19 protein-coding genes are annotated in these 17,978 nt (G+C 65.5%); 5 read left to right on the top strand and 14 right to left on the bottom strand.

Annotation, left to right across the window (positions count from 1 at the left end):
* Positions 1-6: 6 nt before the first annotated feature.
* On the bottom strand, positions 7-429 hold the full coding sequence (locus tag WK25_RS21730) for a YciI family protein (RefSeq protein ID WP_059545265.1): 423 nt from the start codon (positions 427-429) through the stop codon (positions 7-9).
* Between the two features lie 125 nt (positions 430-554).
* Complete coding sequence (locus tag WK25_RS21725) at positions 555-908, bottom strand: YciI family protein (RefSeq protein ID WP_040139312.1); 354 nt, start codon at positions 906-908, stop codon at positions 555-557.
* A gap of 204 nt (positions 909-1,112) precedes the next feature.
* Here WK25_RS21725 and WK25_RS21720 point away from each other — a divergent pair, with 204 nt between their 5' ends.
* The 5 genes from WK25_RS21720 (at position 1,113) to WK25_RS21705 (ending at position 5,570) form a co-directional block, all read left to right on the top strand.
* The gene (locus tag WK25_RS21720; RefSeq protein ID WP_069242712.1) at positions 1,113-2,918 is read left to right on the top strand and encodes an ExeM/NucH family extracellular endonuclease; all 1,806 of its coding nucleotides are present in this window, start codon (positions 1,113-1,115) and stop codon (positions 2,916-2,918) included.
* Positions 2,919-2,962: 44 nt separating this feature from the next.
* A complete protein-coding gene (locus WK25_RS31400; protein ID WP_144245355.1) occupies positions 2,963-3,262 on the top strand; it encodes a hypothetical protein in 300 nt (99 codons plus the stop codon).
* Positions 3,263-3,267: 5 nt separating this feature from the next.
* A complete protein-coding gene (locus WK25_RS21715; RefSeq protein ID WP_040139310.1) occupies positions 3,268-3,654 on the top strand; it encodes a DUF883 family protein in 387 nt (128 codons plus the stop codon).
* Between the two features lie 48 nt (positions 3,655-3,702).
* Entirely contained in the window at positions 3,703-4,287 is a 585-nt protein-coding gene (locus WK25_RS21710; RefSeq protein WP_040139309.1) for a YSC84-related protein, read from the top strand.
* A 230-nt stretch (positions 4,288-4,517) separates the two neighbouring features.
* Entirely contained in the window at positions 4,518-5,570 is a 1,053-nt protein-coding gene (locus WK25_RS21705) for an AI-2E family transporter (protein WP_040139308.1), read from the top strand.
* A gap of 35 nt (positions 5,571-5,605) precedes the next feature.
* On the opposite strand, the gene WK25_RS21700 is transcribed toward WK25_RS21705, so the two are convergent.
* The 12 genes from WK25_RS21700 to WK25_RS21645 form a co-directional block, all read right to left on the bottom strand.
* Positions 5,606-6,106: a thioesterase gene (locus WK25_RS21700; RefSeq protein ID WP_069242711.1), complete on the bottom strand. Its 501-nt coding sequence runs from the start codon at positions 6,104-6,106 to the stop codon at positions 5,606-5,608.
* 163 nt (positions 6,107-6,269) lie between these two features.
* Complete coding sequence (locus WK25_RS21695; RefSeq protein WP_069242710.1) at positions 6,270-7,286, bottom strand: NADP-dependent oxidoreductase; 1,017 nt, start codon at positions 7,284-7,286, stop codon at positions 6,270-6,272.
* 34 nt (positions 7,287-7,320) lie between these two features.
* Positions 7,321-8,109, bottom strand: a complete 789-nt coding sequence (locus tag WK25_RS21690; protein WP_059545255.1) for an SDR family oxidoreductase — start codon at positions 8,107-8,109, stop codon at positions 7,321-7,323.
* Positions 8,110-8,553: 444 nt separating this feature from the next.
* Positions 8,554-9,141, bottom strand: a complete 588-nt coding sequence (locus WK25_RS21685; RefSeq protein WP_059545253.1) for a phosphatase PAP2 family protein — start codon at positions 9,139-9,141, stop codon at positions 8,554-8,556.
* A gap of 81 nt (positions 9,142-9,222) precedes the next feature.
* Positions 9,223-10,539, bottom strand: coding sequence for an Nramp family divalent metal transporter (locus WK25_RS21680; RefSeq protein WP_059545251.1), 1,317 nt, complete (start codon positions 10,537-10,539; stop codon positions 9,223-9,225).
* Between the two features lie 83 nt (positions 10,540-10,622).
* Positions 10,623-11,390: a WecB/TagA/CpsF family glycosyltransferase gene (locus tag WK25_RS21675; protein WP_069242709.1), complete on the bottom strand. Its 768-nt coding sequence runs from the start codon at positions 11,388-11,390 to the stop codon at positions 10,623-10,625.
* Complete coding sequence (locus WK25_RS21670) at positions 11,387-12,598, bottom strand: aspartate-semialdehyde dehydrogenase (RefSeq protein ID WP_069242708.1); 1,212 nt, start codon at positions 12,596-12,598, stop codon at positions 11,387-11,389. Before WK25_RS21670 ends, WK25_RS21675 begins: the two co-directional genes overlap by 4 nt.
* On the bottom strand, positions 12,595-13,401 hold the full coding sequence (locus WK25_RS21665; RefSeq protein ID WP_069242707.1) for a heparin lyase I family protein: 807 nt from the start codon (positions 13,399-13,401) through the stop codon (positions 12,595-12,597). Before WK25_RS21665 ends, WK25_RS21670 begins: the two co-directional genes overlap by 4 nt.
* Before the next feature lies 1 nt (position 13,402).
* Positions 13,403-14,524, bottom strand: coding sequence for a glycosyltransferase family 4 protein (locus WK25_RS21660; RefSeq protein WP_069242706.1), 1,122 nt, complete (start codon positions 14,522-14,524; stop codon positions 13,403-13,405).
* Positions 14,521-15,831 (bottom strand): O-antigen ligase family protein, encoded by a 1,311-nt coding sequence (locus tag WK25_RS21655; protein ID WP_069242705.1) that lies wholly within the window; start codon positions 15,829-15,831, stop codon positions 14,521-14,523. Before WK25_RS21655 ends, WK25_RS21660 begins: the two co-directional genes overlap by 4 nt.
* The gene (locus tag WK25_RS21650; RefSeq protein ID WP_069242704.1) at positions 15,824-16,642 is read right to left on the bottom strand and encodes a glycosyltransferase family 25 protein; all 819 of its coding nucleotides are present in this window, start codon (positions 16,640-16,642) and stop codon (positions 15,824-15,826) included. Before WK25_RS21650 ends, WK25_RS21655 begins: the two co-directional genes overlap by 8 nt.
* The gene (locus WK25_RS21645) at positions 16,639-17,970 is read right to left on the bottom strand and encodes a flippase (protein WP_236857849.1); all 1,332 of its coding nucleotides are present in this window, start codon (positions 17,968-17,970) and stop codon (positions 16,639-16,641) included. The genes WK25_RS21650 and WK25_RS21645 overlap by 4 nt, the downstream gene beginning before the upstream one ends.
* Positions 17,971-17,978 lie beyond the last annotated feature (8 nt).

Genomic DNA, 17,978 nt, shown 5'->3' with positions numbered 1-17,978 from the left:
GCGGCTTCATGCGGCGTGGCCGCGCCCGACGTTGAGGTCGCGGAACCGCTCGACCGCTTCGCTCGGCGTCAGGTCGTCGAGTTCGAACAGCGGCCGCACCTCGATCTCGCATTCCATCTCCGCGCCGAACGGCGCCGGGAACCGGCGAGTCCATTCGAGCGCTTCGTCGCGCGAGCGCACCTGGATCAGCGTATAGCCGGCAATCAGTTCCTTCGTCTCCGCGAACGGCCCGTCGACCACCGTGCCCTTGCCGTTGGTGTACCGCACGCGCCACCCGCGCGCGCTGGGCCGCAGCCCGTTCGCATCGAGCAGCACGCCTGCCTTCGCCAGTTCCTCGTGATAGGCCGTCATCGCCTCGACCAGCCGGTTGTCCGGCAAAGCGTCGGATTCGCTCACGGCGTTCGCCCGGATCATGATCATGAATCGCATCGTTGACTCCTTGTCGTCGGTGAAAAGCGGCGTCCGTTCATCGGCGCCTCATACGGACGACGGGCGGCAGACCGCAGGATCGACGTGCAGCCCGACGAATCAGGGTTAACACCGAGAAGTGGGCGTCACAGGAAGCAAGGGCCGACCGCACGCACTTCGACCGTGCACCATTGCGCGGCCGGGCACTGGCGCGCGATCTCGATCGCTTCGTCGCGCGTATCGACGTCGACGATGAAGAAGCCGCCGACCATTTCCTTCGCCTCGGCGAACGGGCCGTCGACGAGGCGCGTCTCGCCGTCGCGCACCTGCACGCGCGTCGCGCGCTCGGAACGCTCCAGCGACTCGACGCCGCGCAGCACGCCGCGCGCTTTCAGCGTCTCGGCGAAATCGACCATCCGCGCATAGAGCGCCTGGCCCTCTTCGAGCGTGCGTTCGGCGCGCTGGCCGGTCGGTTCGACAATCAACAGCATGTACGACATGGAGATCTCCTGAGGGGCCGCGTGCAAGCGTTCGGAGCGCGCGCCGGAATGACGCGCCAGATGCGAAGCGTAACAGCCCTGGCGCGCTCTGCCGCCATCGTTGGCCATTCGGCATTGGCCTGATGGCCATTTCGTCCGCAGCACGCGATTTTGCCGTCAAGATGCTTTCCCGAACTTGCGAATTTTCTTCCTGGGGAACGCTCCATGTCACGCCTGTCACCGCCGCTCGCGGTCGCGTTCGCCGCGTCGCTCGCCCTGTGCGTCGCGTCCGCCGTCGCCGCGCTGCCGCTCAACGCCGGCTGCGGCGGCGCGACAATGGCAATCGCCGACATCCGGCACCCCGACGGCCGCTCGCCGCTGGACGGCCGCACCACGTCGATCGAGGCGGTCGTCACCGCCGCATTCAACGGCGCCGGCGGCTTCCGCGGGTTTTTCGTCCAGCAGGCGGACGCGCAGCGGCGGCATCGGCCCGGCGTCCCGGAAGGGCTGTTCGTCTACGCGCCGCATGCGCGCGTCCGTCCGGGCGAGCTTGTGCACGTGACGGGCAGGATCGAGCACAAATACGGCCGCACGCAGCTGACGCTGGCGGGCCGCGCAACCGTGTGCGCACGCGGGCAGACCGTCACGCCTGCATCGCTGACGCTGCCGGTCGACAACGACGCCGTGTTCGCCGCACATGAGGGCATGCGCGTGCGTTTTGCGCAAACGCTGACGGTCAGCGATACCAGCGAACTGGGTCGCTACGGCAGCGTCGTGCTCAGCCACGGCCGGCTGTATGCGCCCACTCACGTCGGGCCGCCGGCCGAAGCCGCCGCGCAGGCGGCGATCAATGCACGCAACCGGATCGTGCTCGACGACGGCTCGAGCCGCGTGAACCCCGCGACCGCCCGATATCCGCCACCCGCCCTCAGTGCGGCCAACACGCTGCGCGCGGGCTACACGGTGCGCGGCGTCGACGGCGTGCTGGAGAAGCGTTACGGCACTTGGCGGCTGCAGCCGGTCGCGGCGCCGGCTCCGGTATTCGACGCCGCGCCGAACCCGCGGACCGCCGCGCCCGCGCGGCATCCCGACGCCGACGTGCGCGTCGTGTCGTTCAACGTGTTCAACTACTTCAATGGCGACAGCGCGGGCGGCTTCGACGATCCGGCCAACCGCGGCGCGAAGACGCACGCCGCGTTCGCGCGACAGGAAGCGAAGATCGTCGCCGCGCTACGAGCGCTGCACGCCGACGTGATCGGCCTGATGGAGATCGCGAACAATGGCTACGGTGAAGCAAGCGCCGTGCAGCGGCTCGCGGCCCGGCTTGGCGACGGCTGGCGCGCGGTCGAACCCGGCACCGCGCGGCTCGGGCGCGATGCGATCGCCGTTGCACTGCTGTACGACAGCCGGACGATCGAGGCGGCCGGGCGCGCGACGAGCGTCGCGCTCGACGGCCGCAACCGGCCGCCGCTTGCGCAGACGTTCCGACGCATCGGCGGCACCCGCGCGTTCACGGTCGCGGTCAATCACCTGAAGTCGAAGAACTGCTCGCGCGCCGCCGGCGCCGATCTCGATCAATCGGACGGCCAAGGCTGCTGGAACGCGACGCGCACGCGCGCGGCCGAGCGCATCGCCGCGTGGCTCGCGACGACGCCGACCGGCGCCGCGGCCGACGGGGTGCTGCTGCTCGGCGATCTGAACAGCTACACGCACGAAGACCCGTTGCGCGCGCTCGCAGCGCACGGGTACACGAACCTCGTGGCCCGCTTCGCCGGTCATGGCGGCTACAGCTACGTATTCCGCGGCGAAGCGGGCAACCTCGATCACGCGCTCGCGAGCTCGCGGCTTGCCGCCCGCGTGAGGGCCGCGCAGACCTGGCACATCAACGCCGATGAACCGGCCGCGCTCCAATCCGTGCCCGATTACAAAACCGCGGCGCAAAGGGCAGCCTATTACGCACCCGATCCATACCGGTCATCGGACCACGACCCCGTCGTCATCGACCTGGCACTGGACGAAGGCGCGGTCTGACCCGTCCCGGGCACGAAGTGTGCTCAAGCACGCCATGGCGATTAGTGCAATTGCATCAACAGAACGCGTGCAACGGCACTATTTACCTGATTGGCCAGGCGACGCCATATTTACCGGACTTTCGCGTCGCGCAGCGGCCTCGTCGTGCTGCTGCTCGCGATTGCGAAATTTTTTCAATCGCCGCCGCGCCCCGTGCGGCGGGGCTTCCCGGGAAACTTGCCGGCGAATTGAAAATTTGTCTCGAAACTCAATTGGCTGATGTGAATCACACTGGTTGCTGGGATTCGTCTTATCTTCAAATTGGCCTGCAATCTGGGGCTGCAAATCAAATCGAAGGAGGATAAACACCATGGCGCTCACCGACTCGATCGAACACAAGCTGGACCGCGGCCTGTCCGACATCCGTCGCACCGGCCGGCGCGTGGGACGCACGACGCGCGCAGCTGCCCGCGATCTGCATGCAGACGTGACCGACGATCTGCGCGGGCTCGTCGACGAACTCGAAGACCTGCTGAAGAACGATGGCGACGGCGATATCGCCGCGCTGCGCAAGCGGGTGCAGGCGCGCCTCGACGAGGCGCGCAGCACGCTCGACTACGCGTCGGGCACCGCGGCCGCCCGGCTGCGTGAATCGGCCGAGCGCGTATCGCAAGCCGTGCACGACAACCCGTGGCAGACCGCGGGCGTCGTCGCGGGTCTCGCATTCGTCGCGGGCCTGCTCCTTTCCCGCCGTTGAGCGGGTTCACCCGGTTCGTCCTCAACCCGACAACGAAGGAGAAACGCCATGCAGAAGTCCCTCGCCCTGAAAGCCGCCGCAGCTGTGATGCTCGGCAGTCTCGCCCTTGCCGGTTGCACGACCACGCCCGACAAGCCCGACACCGCGGCGGCCAGCGCATCGAAACGGCAGTCGATCGACGCCAGCGTAAACGCGACGCTGTCGCGCCTCTATTCGACGGTGCCCGGTTCGCGTGACCTCGTGTCGAAGGCGCGCGGCGTGCTGGTGTTCCCGAACGTGCTGCAGGCCGGCTTCATCGTCGGCGCGCAATCCGGCAACGGCGCGCTGCGCGTCGGCGGCAGCACCGTCGGGTACTACAACACGTCGTCGCTGTCGGTCGGCCTGCAGGCGGGCGCGCAGTCGAAGGCGGTCGTGTTCCTGTTCATGACGCAGGACGCGCTCGACACGTTCCGCAAGTCCGACGGCTGGTCGGCAGGCGCCGACGCGTCGGTCGCGGTCGTGAAGGTCGGCGCGAACGGCGCGGTCGACACCAATACGGCCACCGCGCCGGTCGAGGTGCTGGTGCTGACCAATGCCGGCCTGATGGGCGACCTGTCGGTGAACGGCACCAAGGTCACCAAGCTCAACATCTGACGCTCATGCGCGGCACTGCCGCGCCTGCGTCCCGGCAACGCCGCGGCTCCGGCCGCGGCGTTTTCGCATGTGCCGCACGCAGCGGCTATGATGGCGGCACCTTTGCGGGCATACTGCCGTTCGGGCCGCCACGCCGCGCGCTTCGCCGCGAATGCGTGCCGTTCGCGAGCCGATCGCGCCCGTAGCAACGAGATTCAATCAAACCGGACAACAATCTGCGCGAACCTTCCATGGACAGCGGACACGATCACCAAAAATTCTTCTATTTCCTGTTGTTCGCGGTCACCGTCGGACTGTGCTGGATCCTCGCGCCGTTCTCCGGAGCCGTGTTCTGGGGCACCATTCTCGCGATCCTGTTCCAGCCGGTGCAACGCTGGCTCGCCGCACGCTTCGGCAAGCGGCGCAACCTGGCGGCGCTCGTGACGATGTCGCTGATCATCCTGATCGTGATCCTGCCGCTCGTGTTCGTCATGGCGACGCTCGTGCAGGAAATCGCGTACGTGTACCAGCAGCTCAAGGACGCACCGCCGAATTATTCGCAATACGTCCACGACATCTTTCACGCGCTGCCGACGTCGATCCAGCACCTGCTGCAGAAGTACGGGCTGTCCAACGTCCCCGGCATCCAGAAAAAGCTGACCGACGGCGCCGCGCAGATCAGCCAGTTCGCGGCAGCGCAGGCGCTCAGCATCGGCCAGAACACGTTCCAGTTCGTCGTCAGCTTCGGCGTGATGCTGTACATGGTGTTCTTTCTGCTGCGCGACGGCGGCGAAATCGGCCGGCGCGTGCGCCGCGCGATTCCGCTCGACGAGGAGCACAAGAACCTGCTGCTCGCGAAGTTCACGACGGTTGTGCGCGCAACCGTGAAGGGCAATATCGCGGTCGCGCTCGTGCAAGGCGCGCTCGGCGGGCTGATTTTCTGGATACTCGGGATCGAGGGCGTCGTGCTGTGGGGCGCGCTGATGGCGTTCCTGTCGCTGCTGCCGGCAATCGGCGCGAGCCTCGTGTGGGTGCCCGCCGCGCTCTACTTTCTCGCGACCGGGTCGATCTGGAAATGCGTGATTCTCGTTGCGTTCTGCGTCGGCGTGATCGGCCTCGTCGACAACCTGCTGCGCCCGATCCTCGTCGGCAAGGACACGAAGATGCCCGACTGGGTCGTGCTGATCTCGACGCTCGGCGGAATGGCGCTGTTCGGCATCAACGGCTTCGTGATCGGGCCGCTCGTCGCCGCATTGTTCATGGCGAGCTGGGATATCTACGCACGCGCCGAACAAGGCGAGTGACGCGGCGCGCCCGCACATGATCGTGTGCGACCGTGTTACGGATGACGGATTCTGATCACGACGGGCGCCACGGCGCCCGTCTCGCTTTCCGGCGCCGGCCCGGCCACCGTCAACACGCCGCCATCGGGACCGACACGATGTGTGCGGTCCAGTGCCAGCCACACGCTCCGATCGCTTCGTGCGTCGCGCCACGTCGCGCGGATCACCCCACTGCGCCGCAACGGTCGGCCGTCCGGCCGCACGAGCGCCACCTCCACGCCCGGCAGCCCGCGGCCGTGCGCGTCGAAGCGCAGCGTCGCGGTCGCACCTTCGACTACGTCGCTCGACGGCGCTTCGAACGTCACGTCGTACAGATCGACGAGCGCACCGGTAAACCGGACGATGCCATCCGCATTCCCGCGCTCGGCCGCACCGGCAGCGGCCATCGCGCACGCCGCGCCCATTCCGGTCGCGACTGCCCGCAGCTTGCCGCCGACGCGCCGCATCGTTCGCGCGCGCACCGCGGTCGATGCCGCCTGCCCTGCCTTCGTTCGCATGTGGAGCCTCCGTTTTTGCCGCGCAAAAAAACGGCGGCGTGACGCGCAGGTCACGCCGCCGTTTGCCGGTAATAAATTTAAGGAGACCGCTCGGAACAAGATATGGGACGAATCCTAAATCGATGCCCGCTGGTTCGAACTCAACGCAGGAGTACGCGTGCGCTCAAGCTTGCGGATCGACGCGCAGCACAAGCTTGCCGCGATGATCGCCGTCGAACAGCCGATTGAGCACGTCGGGGGCGTTCTCGAGCCCGTCGGCAACCGTTTCCTCGGCCTTGAGCCGGCCGTCGCGCAGCCAGCCGGCAAGCGTCTGCACCGCTTCGCGGCTCTTGCGATAGTCGAGGATCAGGAAGCCGCGCATCGTGATCCGCTTCGAGATCAGCACGCCGACGTCGTCCGCCGCGCGGCCGCTGTTGTAGTTCGAGATCACGCCGCACAGCGCGACACGCCCGCCGATCACCATCCGTGACAACACCGCGCGCATCACCTCGCCGCCGACGTTTTCGAAGTTCACGTGCACGCCGTCCGGCGTCGCCGCCTTCAGTTGCTCACGGAAATCGGCAGCCTTGTAGTCGACGGCCGCGTCGAAGCCGAGCGTCTCCGTCAGGTAGCGGCACTTGTCCGCGCCGCCTGCGATGCCCACCACGCGCGCGCCGTGAATCTTGCCGATCTGGCCGGCAATCGAGCCGACCGATCCCGCCGCCGCCGACACGACGAGCGTCTCGCCCGGCTGCACCGGCGCGATGTCGGTCAGCCCGTAGTACGCGGTCAGCCCGCTCATCCCGCACGCGCCGAGCATCGTCGGCAGCGGCAGGCCCGACTGCGCGGGCAGCTTCACGAGCTGTGCGGCCTGCTCGGCCGGCACCACCGCGTAATCCTGCCAGCCGACGAGCCCCTGCACGAGATCGCCTTCGGCGAAATCCGCGTGGCGCGACGCGACCACGCGCCCGATGCCGAGCGCGCGCATCACCTCGCCGATCGCGACGGGCGGCAGGTATTGCGGCACGTCGCTCATCCACACGCGATTGGTCGGATCCATCGACAGATACAGCACGCGGACGAGCACTTCGCCGTCGGCGAGCGCCGGCACCGGCGTTTCGACCAATGAAAAATGTTCGCGGCCGACCCGCCCTTCGGGGCGCGTCTTCAACAGCAGTTGGCGGTTCATGGGTGTCGCCACGATGTTCTCCTCCGGTAGTTGGGTTCGCTGCGCGTCAGACCGCGCACATGCCGCCGTCGATCACGAGTTCGGCGGCCGTCACGAAGCGGCTCTCGTCGGATGCCAGGTAGACGGCCGCATACGCGACGTCGTCCGGATCGCCGAGCCGGCGCAGCGGAATGCCGCGCGCGAGCTTGCGTGTCGCGTCGCGTTCGCCAAGCGACTGGAACAGCGGCTCGACGATCCCTGTGCGAATGAACGCCGGGTGGATCGAGTTGCAGCGCACATCCAGCTCGCGGCGCGCGCAGTCGATCGCGACCGACTTCGTCAGCGACGCCACCGCCGCCTTCGACGCGTTGTAAGCGGTGAAGTCCGGCTCGACCTTGAACGCGGCCACCGACGAGATGTTGATGATCGATGCGGGATGGCTCTCGGCCAGATACGACAGCGCATGCTTGCAGCCGAGCACGATGCTTTCGACGTTGATCGCCATCACGCGCCGCCACTCGTCCAGCTCGATCTGCGCGGGCGAGCCGATCGACCCGACACCCGCGTTGTTGACGAGCACCGACAGCCCGCCCATTGCATCGACCGCCTGCGCGAGCAGCGCCTGCCAGCGCGCTTCGTCACGCACGTCCTGCGTGGCCGCGAACGCGACCGGCACTGCGTGCCCCGCATTGAGTTCCTCAGCGAACGCGTCGAGCACTGCCGCGTCGGCGACGTCGGTCAGGAACACGCGCGCGCCCTGCTCGACCATCCTGCGCGCGATCGCGCGGCCGAGGCCGCCGGCGGCGCCCGTGATGTACGCGCACTTGCCCGCGAGACGCGGGGAAACGACTGTCATGGAAACTTGCTCCTTTCGTGGATCGTCGAGGCGGACCGGTGCCGGAACGGCGGTTGCCGTGCGCGGGCCGACGGCCGCGGATTGCGCGAGTATAACGAGCCTGGGTTGCCGTGCCGGACAAACCGCGCCCAGCCGCTCCGAGCGCCGGACGATCGCCAGCGTACGCGAATGCGACCTATCGATGAAATGAATATTGGTAATGCCCGGTCATAGGCGCTTCTGATGACTTCCACGCCGGAACCGGTGAACCGAAGACCGCAAGACCGGCTGGCCATGACCGCGCAGCGCGCCCGATCGATCGACGCGCATACCGGCTCCACGCTAGCCGAACGCCCGCCGGCGCCGGCGAGGAAGCGAATGGAATAGACCAGGGAACGGCCGCCGGGCGACGGCGCAGCCGTGGCCGGTGCGCCGATGGCTCCGTTGAGTCCTCGGGCAAGCGCGTCAGAACCCGTCGCCGGACGTGCGCAGGAACGCGCAGAACTGAGGAGAATGCGTGTCGATCATCTGCTGGAACGGCGCACGATGGCCGTATGCGATGCCCGACACGAGCAGCAGACAGAGGGCCGCGATCCGCGGCGCGAACGGTCGCTTCGGCACCCGGGCGTACGCGTGCAGAAACGCCAGCGCGACCGCAGCGCCAAGCAGCCAGCCGACGACGACTTCGGGCGTCGTGTGCGAATGGTCGAGCACGCGCGCGACGGCCGTTACCGCCCCGACGGCGAGGCCGGCCAGCGCGCCGGGCGCGTTGCCGGGGCGAAACGCCTGCCACATCATCGACAGCGCGACGGTCCATACGGACGTCGACATCATCGTGTGGCCGCTGATCACACGGAAGTCGAACTGCGGGAGTTCGATCCCGCAGCCCGCATAGAGAATCTTGGTCGCGCCGACCAGGCTCATGCCGGCCGCGAGCAGCACGACCCAACGCAACGCGAGCCGCCAGTTCGACAGCGCGAGCCAGACCGCGCAGGTGAGCGCGACCGGCAGGGTCAGTGCGGCATCACCGATGTTGCTGATTTCACTCCACATGACGGACTTCGAACGGCCGGAGAAAGGCCGCAGTTTAACGCAAGCCGGCCCGGCGCCTGTTTCAGCCTGTGACAGGCTGTATCAGCCCGCGACACCCGTAATCAGCAGCAGGTTCGTACCCGTGATGACGACGAACAGCGCCCACGCGGCGATCTGCATTTTGCGGCCGATCGCATGCTCGCCCATCGTGTTGCGATCGCTGACCGATCTGATCAGCGGCCACATCGCGAACGGCAGTTGCAGGCTCAGCAGCACCTGACTCCACACGAGCAGTTGCCCGACCGAGTTTTCGCCGAGCCACAGCACGCCGATCAGCGCCGGCACCAGCGCGAGCCCGCGCGTGATCAGCCGGCGCTGGTAGCACGGGATCTTCGTATGGAGGAAGCCGTCCATGATCACCTGGCCGGCGATCGTGCCCGTCAGCGTCGAACTCTGCCCGGACGCGAGCAGCGCGATGCCGAACAGCAGCGCGGCCGCGCCGCCGGCGATCGGCGTGATCAACCGGTAGGCCTGCTCGATGTCGGTCACGTTGTGCTGCCCGGTCGCATGGAACGCGGCGCCTGCGACGATCAGGATCGCCGCGTTGACGAGCATCGCGACGAACAGCGACACGCAGGTATCGATGCGCACCAGCGCGAGCGTGTCGCGGATCAGGCCGCGTGCGCCGCCGACCACGTGGCGCGTCTGCACGACCGACGAATGCAGATACAGGTTGTGCGGCATGATCGTCGCGCCGACGATGCCGAGCGCGAGCACGATCGCGTCCTTGCGGTCGTGGCCGGGATCTCCGGGCACGAGCCCGGTCGCGACCGCATGCCAGTCGGGCGGCGTGATCGCGACCTGTGCGACGAAGCAGAACGCCATCGTCGCGATCAGCCCGAGCACGATCGCCTCGATTTGCCGGACGCCCTTGCCCTGCAGACCGAGCACGATCACCGTGTCGAGCGCGGTGAGCACGATGCCCCATGCGAGCGGCACGCCGAGCAGCAGCTTGAACGCGAGCGCGCAGCCGAGCACTTCGGCGATGTCGCACGCGATGATCGACACTTCGGCGGTAACCCACTGCAACACGCGCCCGAACGGACCGTAGCGGTCGTAGCTGGCCTGCGCGAGGTCCTTGCCGGCCACGAGGCCGAGCCGCGCGGCGAGCATCTGCAGGAAGATCGCGGCGACGCTCGAGAACGCGACGACCCACAGCAGCGAATAGCCGAACTGCGAGCCGGCCTGGATGTCGGTCGCCCAGTTGCCGGGATCCATGTAGCCGATCGCAACCAGCAGGCCCGGGCCGAAGAAGCGCTTGAGCTTCATCCAGCGCGACGCGCCGGCGTCGATCGTGATGCTGCCCTTTACTTCCGACGGGCAGAAAGGGGCGGTGGCGGTGGTGGGGAGGAGGGGCATGGGGTGGAACGCCGTCGATAATGCCCCGATTGTACGGAAAGGCGGCGGCTCCGTGGCCGCCGCCTGGAATGCCCGTGCACGGTTCAGTGGCCGGTACGCCCCGTCGGCATGCCGCGCGGCCGTGCCCCGAATCGCGCGCGCACGAGCATCCACGCGAATCGGCTGTTCGTCGTCCAGTAACGTCTCCACATCCGTTTCGGCTCCTGAAGCACCCGAAACAGCCATTCGAGACCCGCGTTCTGCATCCAGATTGGCGCACGTCGAACTTTGCCAGCGACCACATCGAAGGTGCCGCCCACCCCCATGACAAAATCGACGCCGAGTTCCGCCCTCCACCGATTGATGAAATTCTCCTTGCGCGGTGACGTGATCGCGACGAAAAGCAGCCTTGCACCGGACGCGCGGATCATGGATACCACTGCCTCCTCGTCGTCCCAGAAATATCCGTGGTGAATCCCGGCGATCTTCAAGCACGGATATTTTCTTTCGATCGCCAACGCCGCCCCGGTTACAACTGCATCGGTTGCGCCAAGCATGAAGACCGGCAACGCGTCATCCTGCGCCATTCGCAGCAACCGGTCGAACAGGTCGATGCCGGCGACGCGCTCGTCCACCGCGTGGCCGAGCGCGCGCGCGCCCCACACCACGCCCATGCCGTCGATGTTGATGATGTCGCACGCCTTCACCGATCCGGCCAGGTCCGGGTCAGCCTGCATATTGACCAGCTTGGCAACGTTGACGACCACGTGCTGGGTAAACTGCCGGCGAGCAATGCGATTGCGGATCAGTTCGACTGTCTCCGACATGGTCGCGACGTCCATCGGACAACCAAACAACTCGATGCGTTTCATAGGACTTCCGGTTCGGAAAGGTAAGTGTGCGCTGCGTCTTCGGCGTGAACGCGGTTCGCGAGCAATTCGATCGCGTAGAACGCCCATGCCTGGGTCCATCGCAAATAATCGACCCGGTTCGTGAAGCGGGCGTTGCGCTGGTAGACGAAGCGGCCCTTGTCCGGCATGTAGAGCGTCTCTACCGCCCGCTCGAATACGCGCACGGCCAACGCGTAGTCCACGTCCGACGTCGAGACGGTCAGCAACGTGATCAGTGCCTGCGCAACGGAGTGCATATCGAGCGGCCAGATCCTGTCGTCGTAATATTTGACGGTTCCATCGGCCAGAAAAAACGCGTGTCGATAATAAGCGAGCCCCTGATCGATCGATTCGGCGAACACCCGGGTTCGACAGACGCGCTGCAGCCGATGCAGCGCCTCGAGGTTATAGCCGGTATGGAATCCATCGACAAAACCGTGATGGCTGCGCAAGCCGTACGCCCACGCACCGTCCGGTCGTTGCATCGAGGCCGTCAATCGTGCGGCAGCGATCGCGCGTTCTCGCATCGGCACGTCTCCGGTCCGCACTGCCGTCTCGGCTACGAACGCCGCACTCCACAAATTGGCGTTGTGAACGAACGCGCATTCGCCCGGGATATACGCGAAATAGCCCGAGCCTTGATGCGGCACATAAAGCGTATCGAGAAAATGACCTGCATCGACCGCCGCATCGATGAATCGCGCCTCACCGGTGACGTCGCCAAGCGCGTACAACGCACGCGCGACATAGCAGGTGCTGATCGCATTCGGTGTTCCGACCGGCACGAAGAATGCCCTGGCAGCCCAGTCGAAGTGATAGCCCCACGCGCTATGGCGCCAGCGCTCGCGGTCTACGCGCTGCTGCAGCAGCCAGTCGCCGAGCGTGAGCGCCTCGTCGACACTCGCCCCGTCGCCGATGCGCCGTTCGCGCTCGAGCAGACCGAGCACGATGAGGGCGACGCCCTTGGGATTGCGCATTCTCGGAACACCGAGAAGCTGCCTGAAGTTGAACGGACTGCGCTTGTGCAACTGCAGCCACGCAATGCTGGCAAACGGCAGTTTCGACAACCCGGTGTATCTGAACAGCCGGCTGTTCAACCCGTCGAACGGGTCGTGGCCGGCATACGCGTGCCGACGGCAGTGGGCCAGCACAGCCTCCGACACCTGCGCGGGATCAAGTCGGGCGCTCATCGCTTGGCCTTCCTGTCGCCAATCGCGACCTTGCCGAAGTACAGCGTTACGACGGTCACGTCCGACGGGTCTTTCTGCCAGCCCGGTTTATACACGCCCAACTTCAGATAAGCGCTCACGTCGCCCGGATACGCATTCGGCTTCCCGCTTCCGTCGAAGACACTTGTGCCGTTTTTCCACAGGTGCGTGATCGCATGCTCGCCGCTTGCATCAGGCGTGTACTGAAGAACCCAGTCGACCCATTTGCCCCGATCATCGGATGCGCAGCAAAGGCGTCCGCCGAATCCGTGGAGGGTATTGGTTCCGCCGCGCACGGAAAATGTGTACTCGTTGCCCAGCAGCGTCAGCATGAATGGCGGCGATCCGACCAGGCCGCTCTGATGTATCTGCGTGATGATCTCCATCTGTTGAGAATCAAATGCAAAGTCGCGCGGCAGATACGTGCGCCACCAAATCAGATAATCATGCCCGGGAGCAAAGACGACGTCGCGAGGCAGCGTGAATTCCGCGCGCGGCGATCCATTGATCAGATACGTGAAATTCTCGCTCTTTTGAATCTGCACACGAATCGAACGACGTGTGGGATTCGCCGGATCCGCCACCCACGTGACATCCGAGTGCCGCACGGCCTGAATTTCGATGTCGCCGATTCCGTTTTGCCAATCGTTCGTGTAAATCGACCGATAGGATTCGACATGCACCGATTTCGTGAAATCCGACGCAGACGCCATCGCGTCGGACACAGCCGTCAAGCCAATACATGCTGCCACCAGCGCGCGTCGAAAATCCCGCTTCGCATTCATATCAGCTCCTTCCGACTATTTGTCGATAACAATCCACATACCGCGCAACGACCCTCTCGGCTGCGTACAAGCGCTGTGCTCGCTCGCGGGCAGCCCGCCCCATTCGCTCACGAAGCGCCGGATCGCTGGCGATCGCGTGCATCGCGCGCGCAAGCGCCGGCGCATCGTCCGGCTCGACGAGGTATCCCGTGACGCCGTCATCGACCAGTTCGGCCAGGCCGCCCACGCGAGTCGCCACCACCGGCACCCCGTAAAACATCGCCTCCAGCGCGGCAATGCCGAACGATTCGAACCGGCTGGGCAAACAGAACAGCAGGGCTTCTCGATAAAAACGGGATTTTCCCGAACCCGCAAGCCAACCGGCGAATCGAACGTTATCGGCCACGCGCAGCGTTTCGGCGTAGTCGTGCCAGCGCTGCGTGTCGCCGTCGCCCGCCATCACGAGATCGATGGAGCGGCCCATTGCATTCAACGCGGCCAGCGCCTCGATCAACGTTGCGAGCCCTTTTTGCTCGGACAGCCGACCAGCGAACGCAATGTACGTACGGTCGGGCACCGCCATCGTCGACATGGGCGCGTTCTGCGCGTCGACGGCCGTGTTCGCGATCACGTGTGCGTCGCCCGCGCCGTTCCTGAACCGGTTCAGTACGCGCGCCCCCGCTTCGGAGACACCGACCGTGGCATCCGCGCTGCCCACGAACCACTCAATTGCCATGCGCGTTAGCGGGCCCGCCCGCTCCGTAAACCGATCGAAATTCCCCGAGTGAAGATGGAAGACCACGCGTCGCCGACAGAGTTTTGCGATTCGGCACAGGAACAGCTTGCGATAGAACGACCCACGCTCGGAAACGTGAAAGTGAATAACGTCGGCACTCCATACGTCGCGAAGAAATCTCGCAACGTCGAGCCACGCAAAGCTCGCCGCGTCGCGCACCTTGCGAAATCCGTGCGTTCCGAAGAACGCGATCTGAATCGACGCGTTCGCAAAAGCATCGCGCTGCGCCATCAGTTCGCCGAGCACCGACGCGATGCCGCCGCGTTGGCCGTGCCCGGGCCCGACATGCAACACGCGTATCAGGCGCGTGCGCGCCGGCTCTTGCATACCGGTTGCGACCTTTCTCATAGACCGGCCCTCTCACGTGCCACCCGGTGCATGTCGCGCCGGATCCGGACCGCAATCAATCCAAGAAATGGGCTGATCACCGCGGAACCCAGCACGTGTCCGGCAGTGCAAGCCATCGCAAACAGCACGATAAAGAACAGGCGCCCGAAGCGGCGCGACATGGTGCGCGGCCCTCGGCGCAAGAATGAACCCGAAAGCGCACAGATATAGACAGTAAAAAGCGGCAATCCGAGCATCAGGATCAAGTCTGGAACGTCGATCTCGACCATGTAACGCACGACCGGATATCCGCCCGTGAGCAATGCGACGAAATTGCCTTGCTGGAGATCGTCCCAGACGTTGGCGAACTTGAGGTTCCGACCGGAAAGCAGGAGCGTGACGATCTTGTCGTTGCCGATACGTCCGCTCTGATGGGCGAAGTAGCGTTGACTGAGTTCCACCGCGTCATTCACCGCAGGAATGAACAGATAGGCGAGAATCGCAGCCGAAACCAGCGCAGCGACGGCCATGCCGACATAGCGGGTTGCCTTGATGGCGTCGAATCGGGCATAACAAAACGCGCAGGTCATTCCCAACGCGCCGACCACCGCCCCTTTCGTCCCGGACAGCATTGCCGCGGCCAGCATGCACGTCGTGAGCGCCACGCTGCGGAGTCTCCAGCCGCTTGTCAACGCATGCAGGTACGCGAATCCGAGCGCAACGACGATCAACGCGGCGGCTTCGTTCTGCGCATAGACGATCCCCTTGTACCCCGAGCGAATGTGCGTCTCGGCTTGATAACTACGGAACATCTCGATCGACATCGCCGCGCCCATCACGATCGATGCGCCGTAAATCAGCAATACGACGAACGCTACCCGTTCGATTTGCGCGAGGCGCCGATCACTGAGCAGTGCCATGGCCGCCGGATAAACGAAGAACGAAAACACCTTCAGTACGAACACGCTTTGCTCGATCACATCGCGATCTGTCAGCGCGCCGAGCACGTAGGCGCCGAGCGTCACGCAGAGCGCCAGCACGGCCGCGATCGTGATGCGAACACCGGACATCCTTGCGCGAAACCCAGATAGCGTGAACGCCAGAAGGCCGGCGATCATCACGCCACGGACGAGCAACGAGATGCGCGCGTCGTTCCCGTGCGACGTCGCACTGTTCGTCATGTAGACGGACAGGAAGTCGCCAAGCGGCGACAACAAGAGTCCGATGCCGAGGGTCGCCCATGCCAGCGTCGCGGCGATTCGCGTCGCCGGCTCGGTCACGGAGCGCGGCGAGCGCGGGCCATACGAGAAACGAAGGCTGTCATCCATGGCGAGCAAAGAGTTGGCCGCGCGACGCGGTAAGGGTGAGTGCGGCCACGATCAGCCAGCGAAAGACGGCACGGACGACGCGCAGCGGCTTGTACAACCATTCAAGCGCGCCGTGACGCCGCGACGACAGCGCGACGCGTCCGGCTTCGATCGCGCTCGGCATCGTCTCGAATGCCTCCCAAACCGCATACGGACGCAGCTCGGCGATGCGCAGCCCGCCGTGATCGCGATGCCACGGCCAGTCGTCCAGCAGGGCTCCGACCGAACCACGCGTATGTTCGAGCGCCTTGCGCGCACCGTCGACGCTGATCCAGTAGCCGACCGACCCGCTCGTCCATTGCTTGAACGGCACACCGATCTGGAGCCCCGCGATCGACCGCGCCCGCTTCAGCGGCTCGTAAAGGTAGGCGAGCACTGCGCGCTCGCGGGACAGCTTCGAGCGGCCCAGCAGCACGATATCCGCATGGTCGGAGAGCGACTTGCCGGGAGCCGAAAGCAGACGTTCGAACAGCGCGTGGTCGAGCATCGCATCATCCTCGAGGATGATCGTCGCGCGCCCCGATCGAACGACTTTTTCCCATACGCGCACATGGCTGACGAAGCAACCGACCTCGCCGCGGCTCAGCGGTCGGCCATAGCGTGCGATGACCCGCGCGGCGTCCGTCATGGCCGAGCACGCGTCCGCGTCGAGCGCTCGTGCGTCGAATGCGTCCTCAAAGTCGAACTCGACACCGTGACGGCCCAAGATCTCACGGATCGCCGCACGTCTCGGCGAATCGGACAGCGATATCACGCGAATATCGAATGTCATGGCGCGCCCTCAGATCGAGTTGACTGTGCAAAGTGAGCGCGCAGCGTCGCCGACCGGGCGATCCACAATGCGAAGACCGCAAGCAACGTGAACTCCGCCACCAGGTATGCAGTGGCCGCACCGGCCGCGCCCCAGCGCGGCACCAGCAGTACCGCGAGCAGTACGTTGAGCACTCCCGCCGCGAGCATCACGCGAGCGCGCCGGCGTGTGCGGCCGAAGGGCACCAGTACCTGGAGCCCGAGGAAATAGGCGACATTGCCGAACAACGTCGACAGGCAGAGGACGTTCACGACTGACGACGCGCCGGCGAATTTCTCACCGAGCACAAACCGGGTGAGCACATCGGATATCGAAAAGCAGATCGCGATGCCGATGCCCGTCACGAACACGATCGCGATTCCGGCGGATATCGTCAGTCGGGCAGCCGCTCGCTCGTCATCCGGTTGCCGCCGTGCAAACAGCGCGGCAATCCGGGGGTAGAGAACCGTATTGATCTGCGCGGGCACCATGTTTCCAGCGGTCTTCAACTTGTCCGCAGCGGCATACAAGCCGACCTGATACGGTCCGCCGAGCGCGCCGACGATTACCGTGTTTGCAGCGCTGAACAGGCTGACCGATGCGGTCGACACGAACATGTCCGCTCCGTCGACCAGCTGCGCACGAACCGCACGCCAGGAAAAATGCCGGTGACCGAGCAATCCGAGGCGACGCGCCATCAACATCGACCCGCCGGCCGCAAGCACCGATGTCAGTGACTGGATCGCAATGGCGATGTCTACGTCCGCTGGCGAGCGGACCAGCCAGAAAGTCAGCGGCAGTGCGACGAACCGGCTTGCGAGCGCAACGGCCGTAAAAGACGAGAATCGCTCGAGGCCCTGCAACAGCCAGTTGAGCGTCCAGACGTTAGCGATCACACCGAGCCAGCCGATCCAGATCGCCGTTGACATGGCTGCAAGCGTGTGGTCGACCATCAGCACGGCGGACAGAATCGCGCAGGACGCAACACACAGGCACGCCTTCGCGCCGACGATCGACCACACCAGCTCGCTCAACCGCCGCGGATCGCCGCGAAATTGCGCGACCGCTCGCGGGCCGCTGAGATTGAAGCCCCATTCGGTCAGTATTGTTCCGTACACCGTCAACGCCGTGACATAGCCGACCACGCCGAATTGTGCCGGACCGAGTACCCGCGTCAAATATGGGAACGTCGCGAGCGGGACGACATACATACCGATCTGCCACAGAAGCATCGCGGCGAAACTGCGGCCGAGCCCTGCCCCGCCCGGCCGTGAGCCGGACGAAGTCATTGCCCGCATTACGTTCGACATGCGCGCCG

This window comes from Burkholderia latens, from assembly GCF_001718795.1.
GTDB classification, from domain to species: Bacteria; Pseudomonadota; Gammaproteobacteria; order Burkholderiales; family Burkholderiaceae; genus Burkholderia; species Burkholderia latens_A.
The sequence above is the reverse complement of the archived record's forward strand: the minus strand, read 5'-3'. Positions and strand labels throughout refer to the sequence as shown.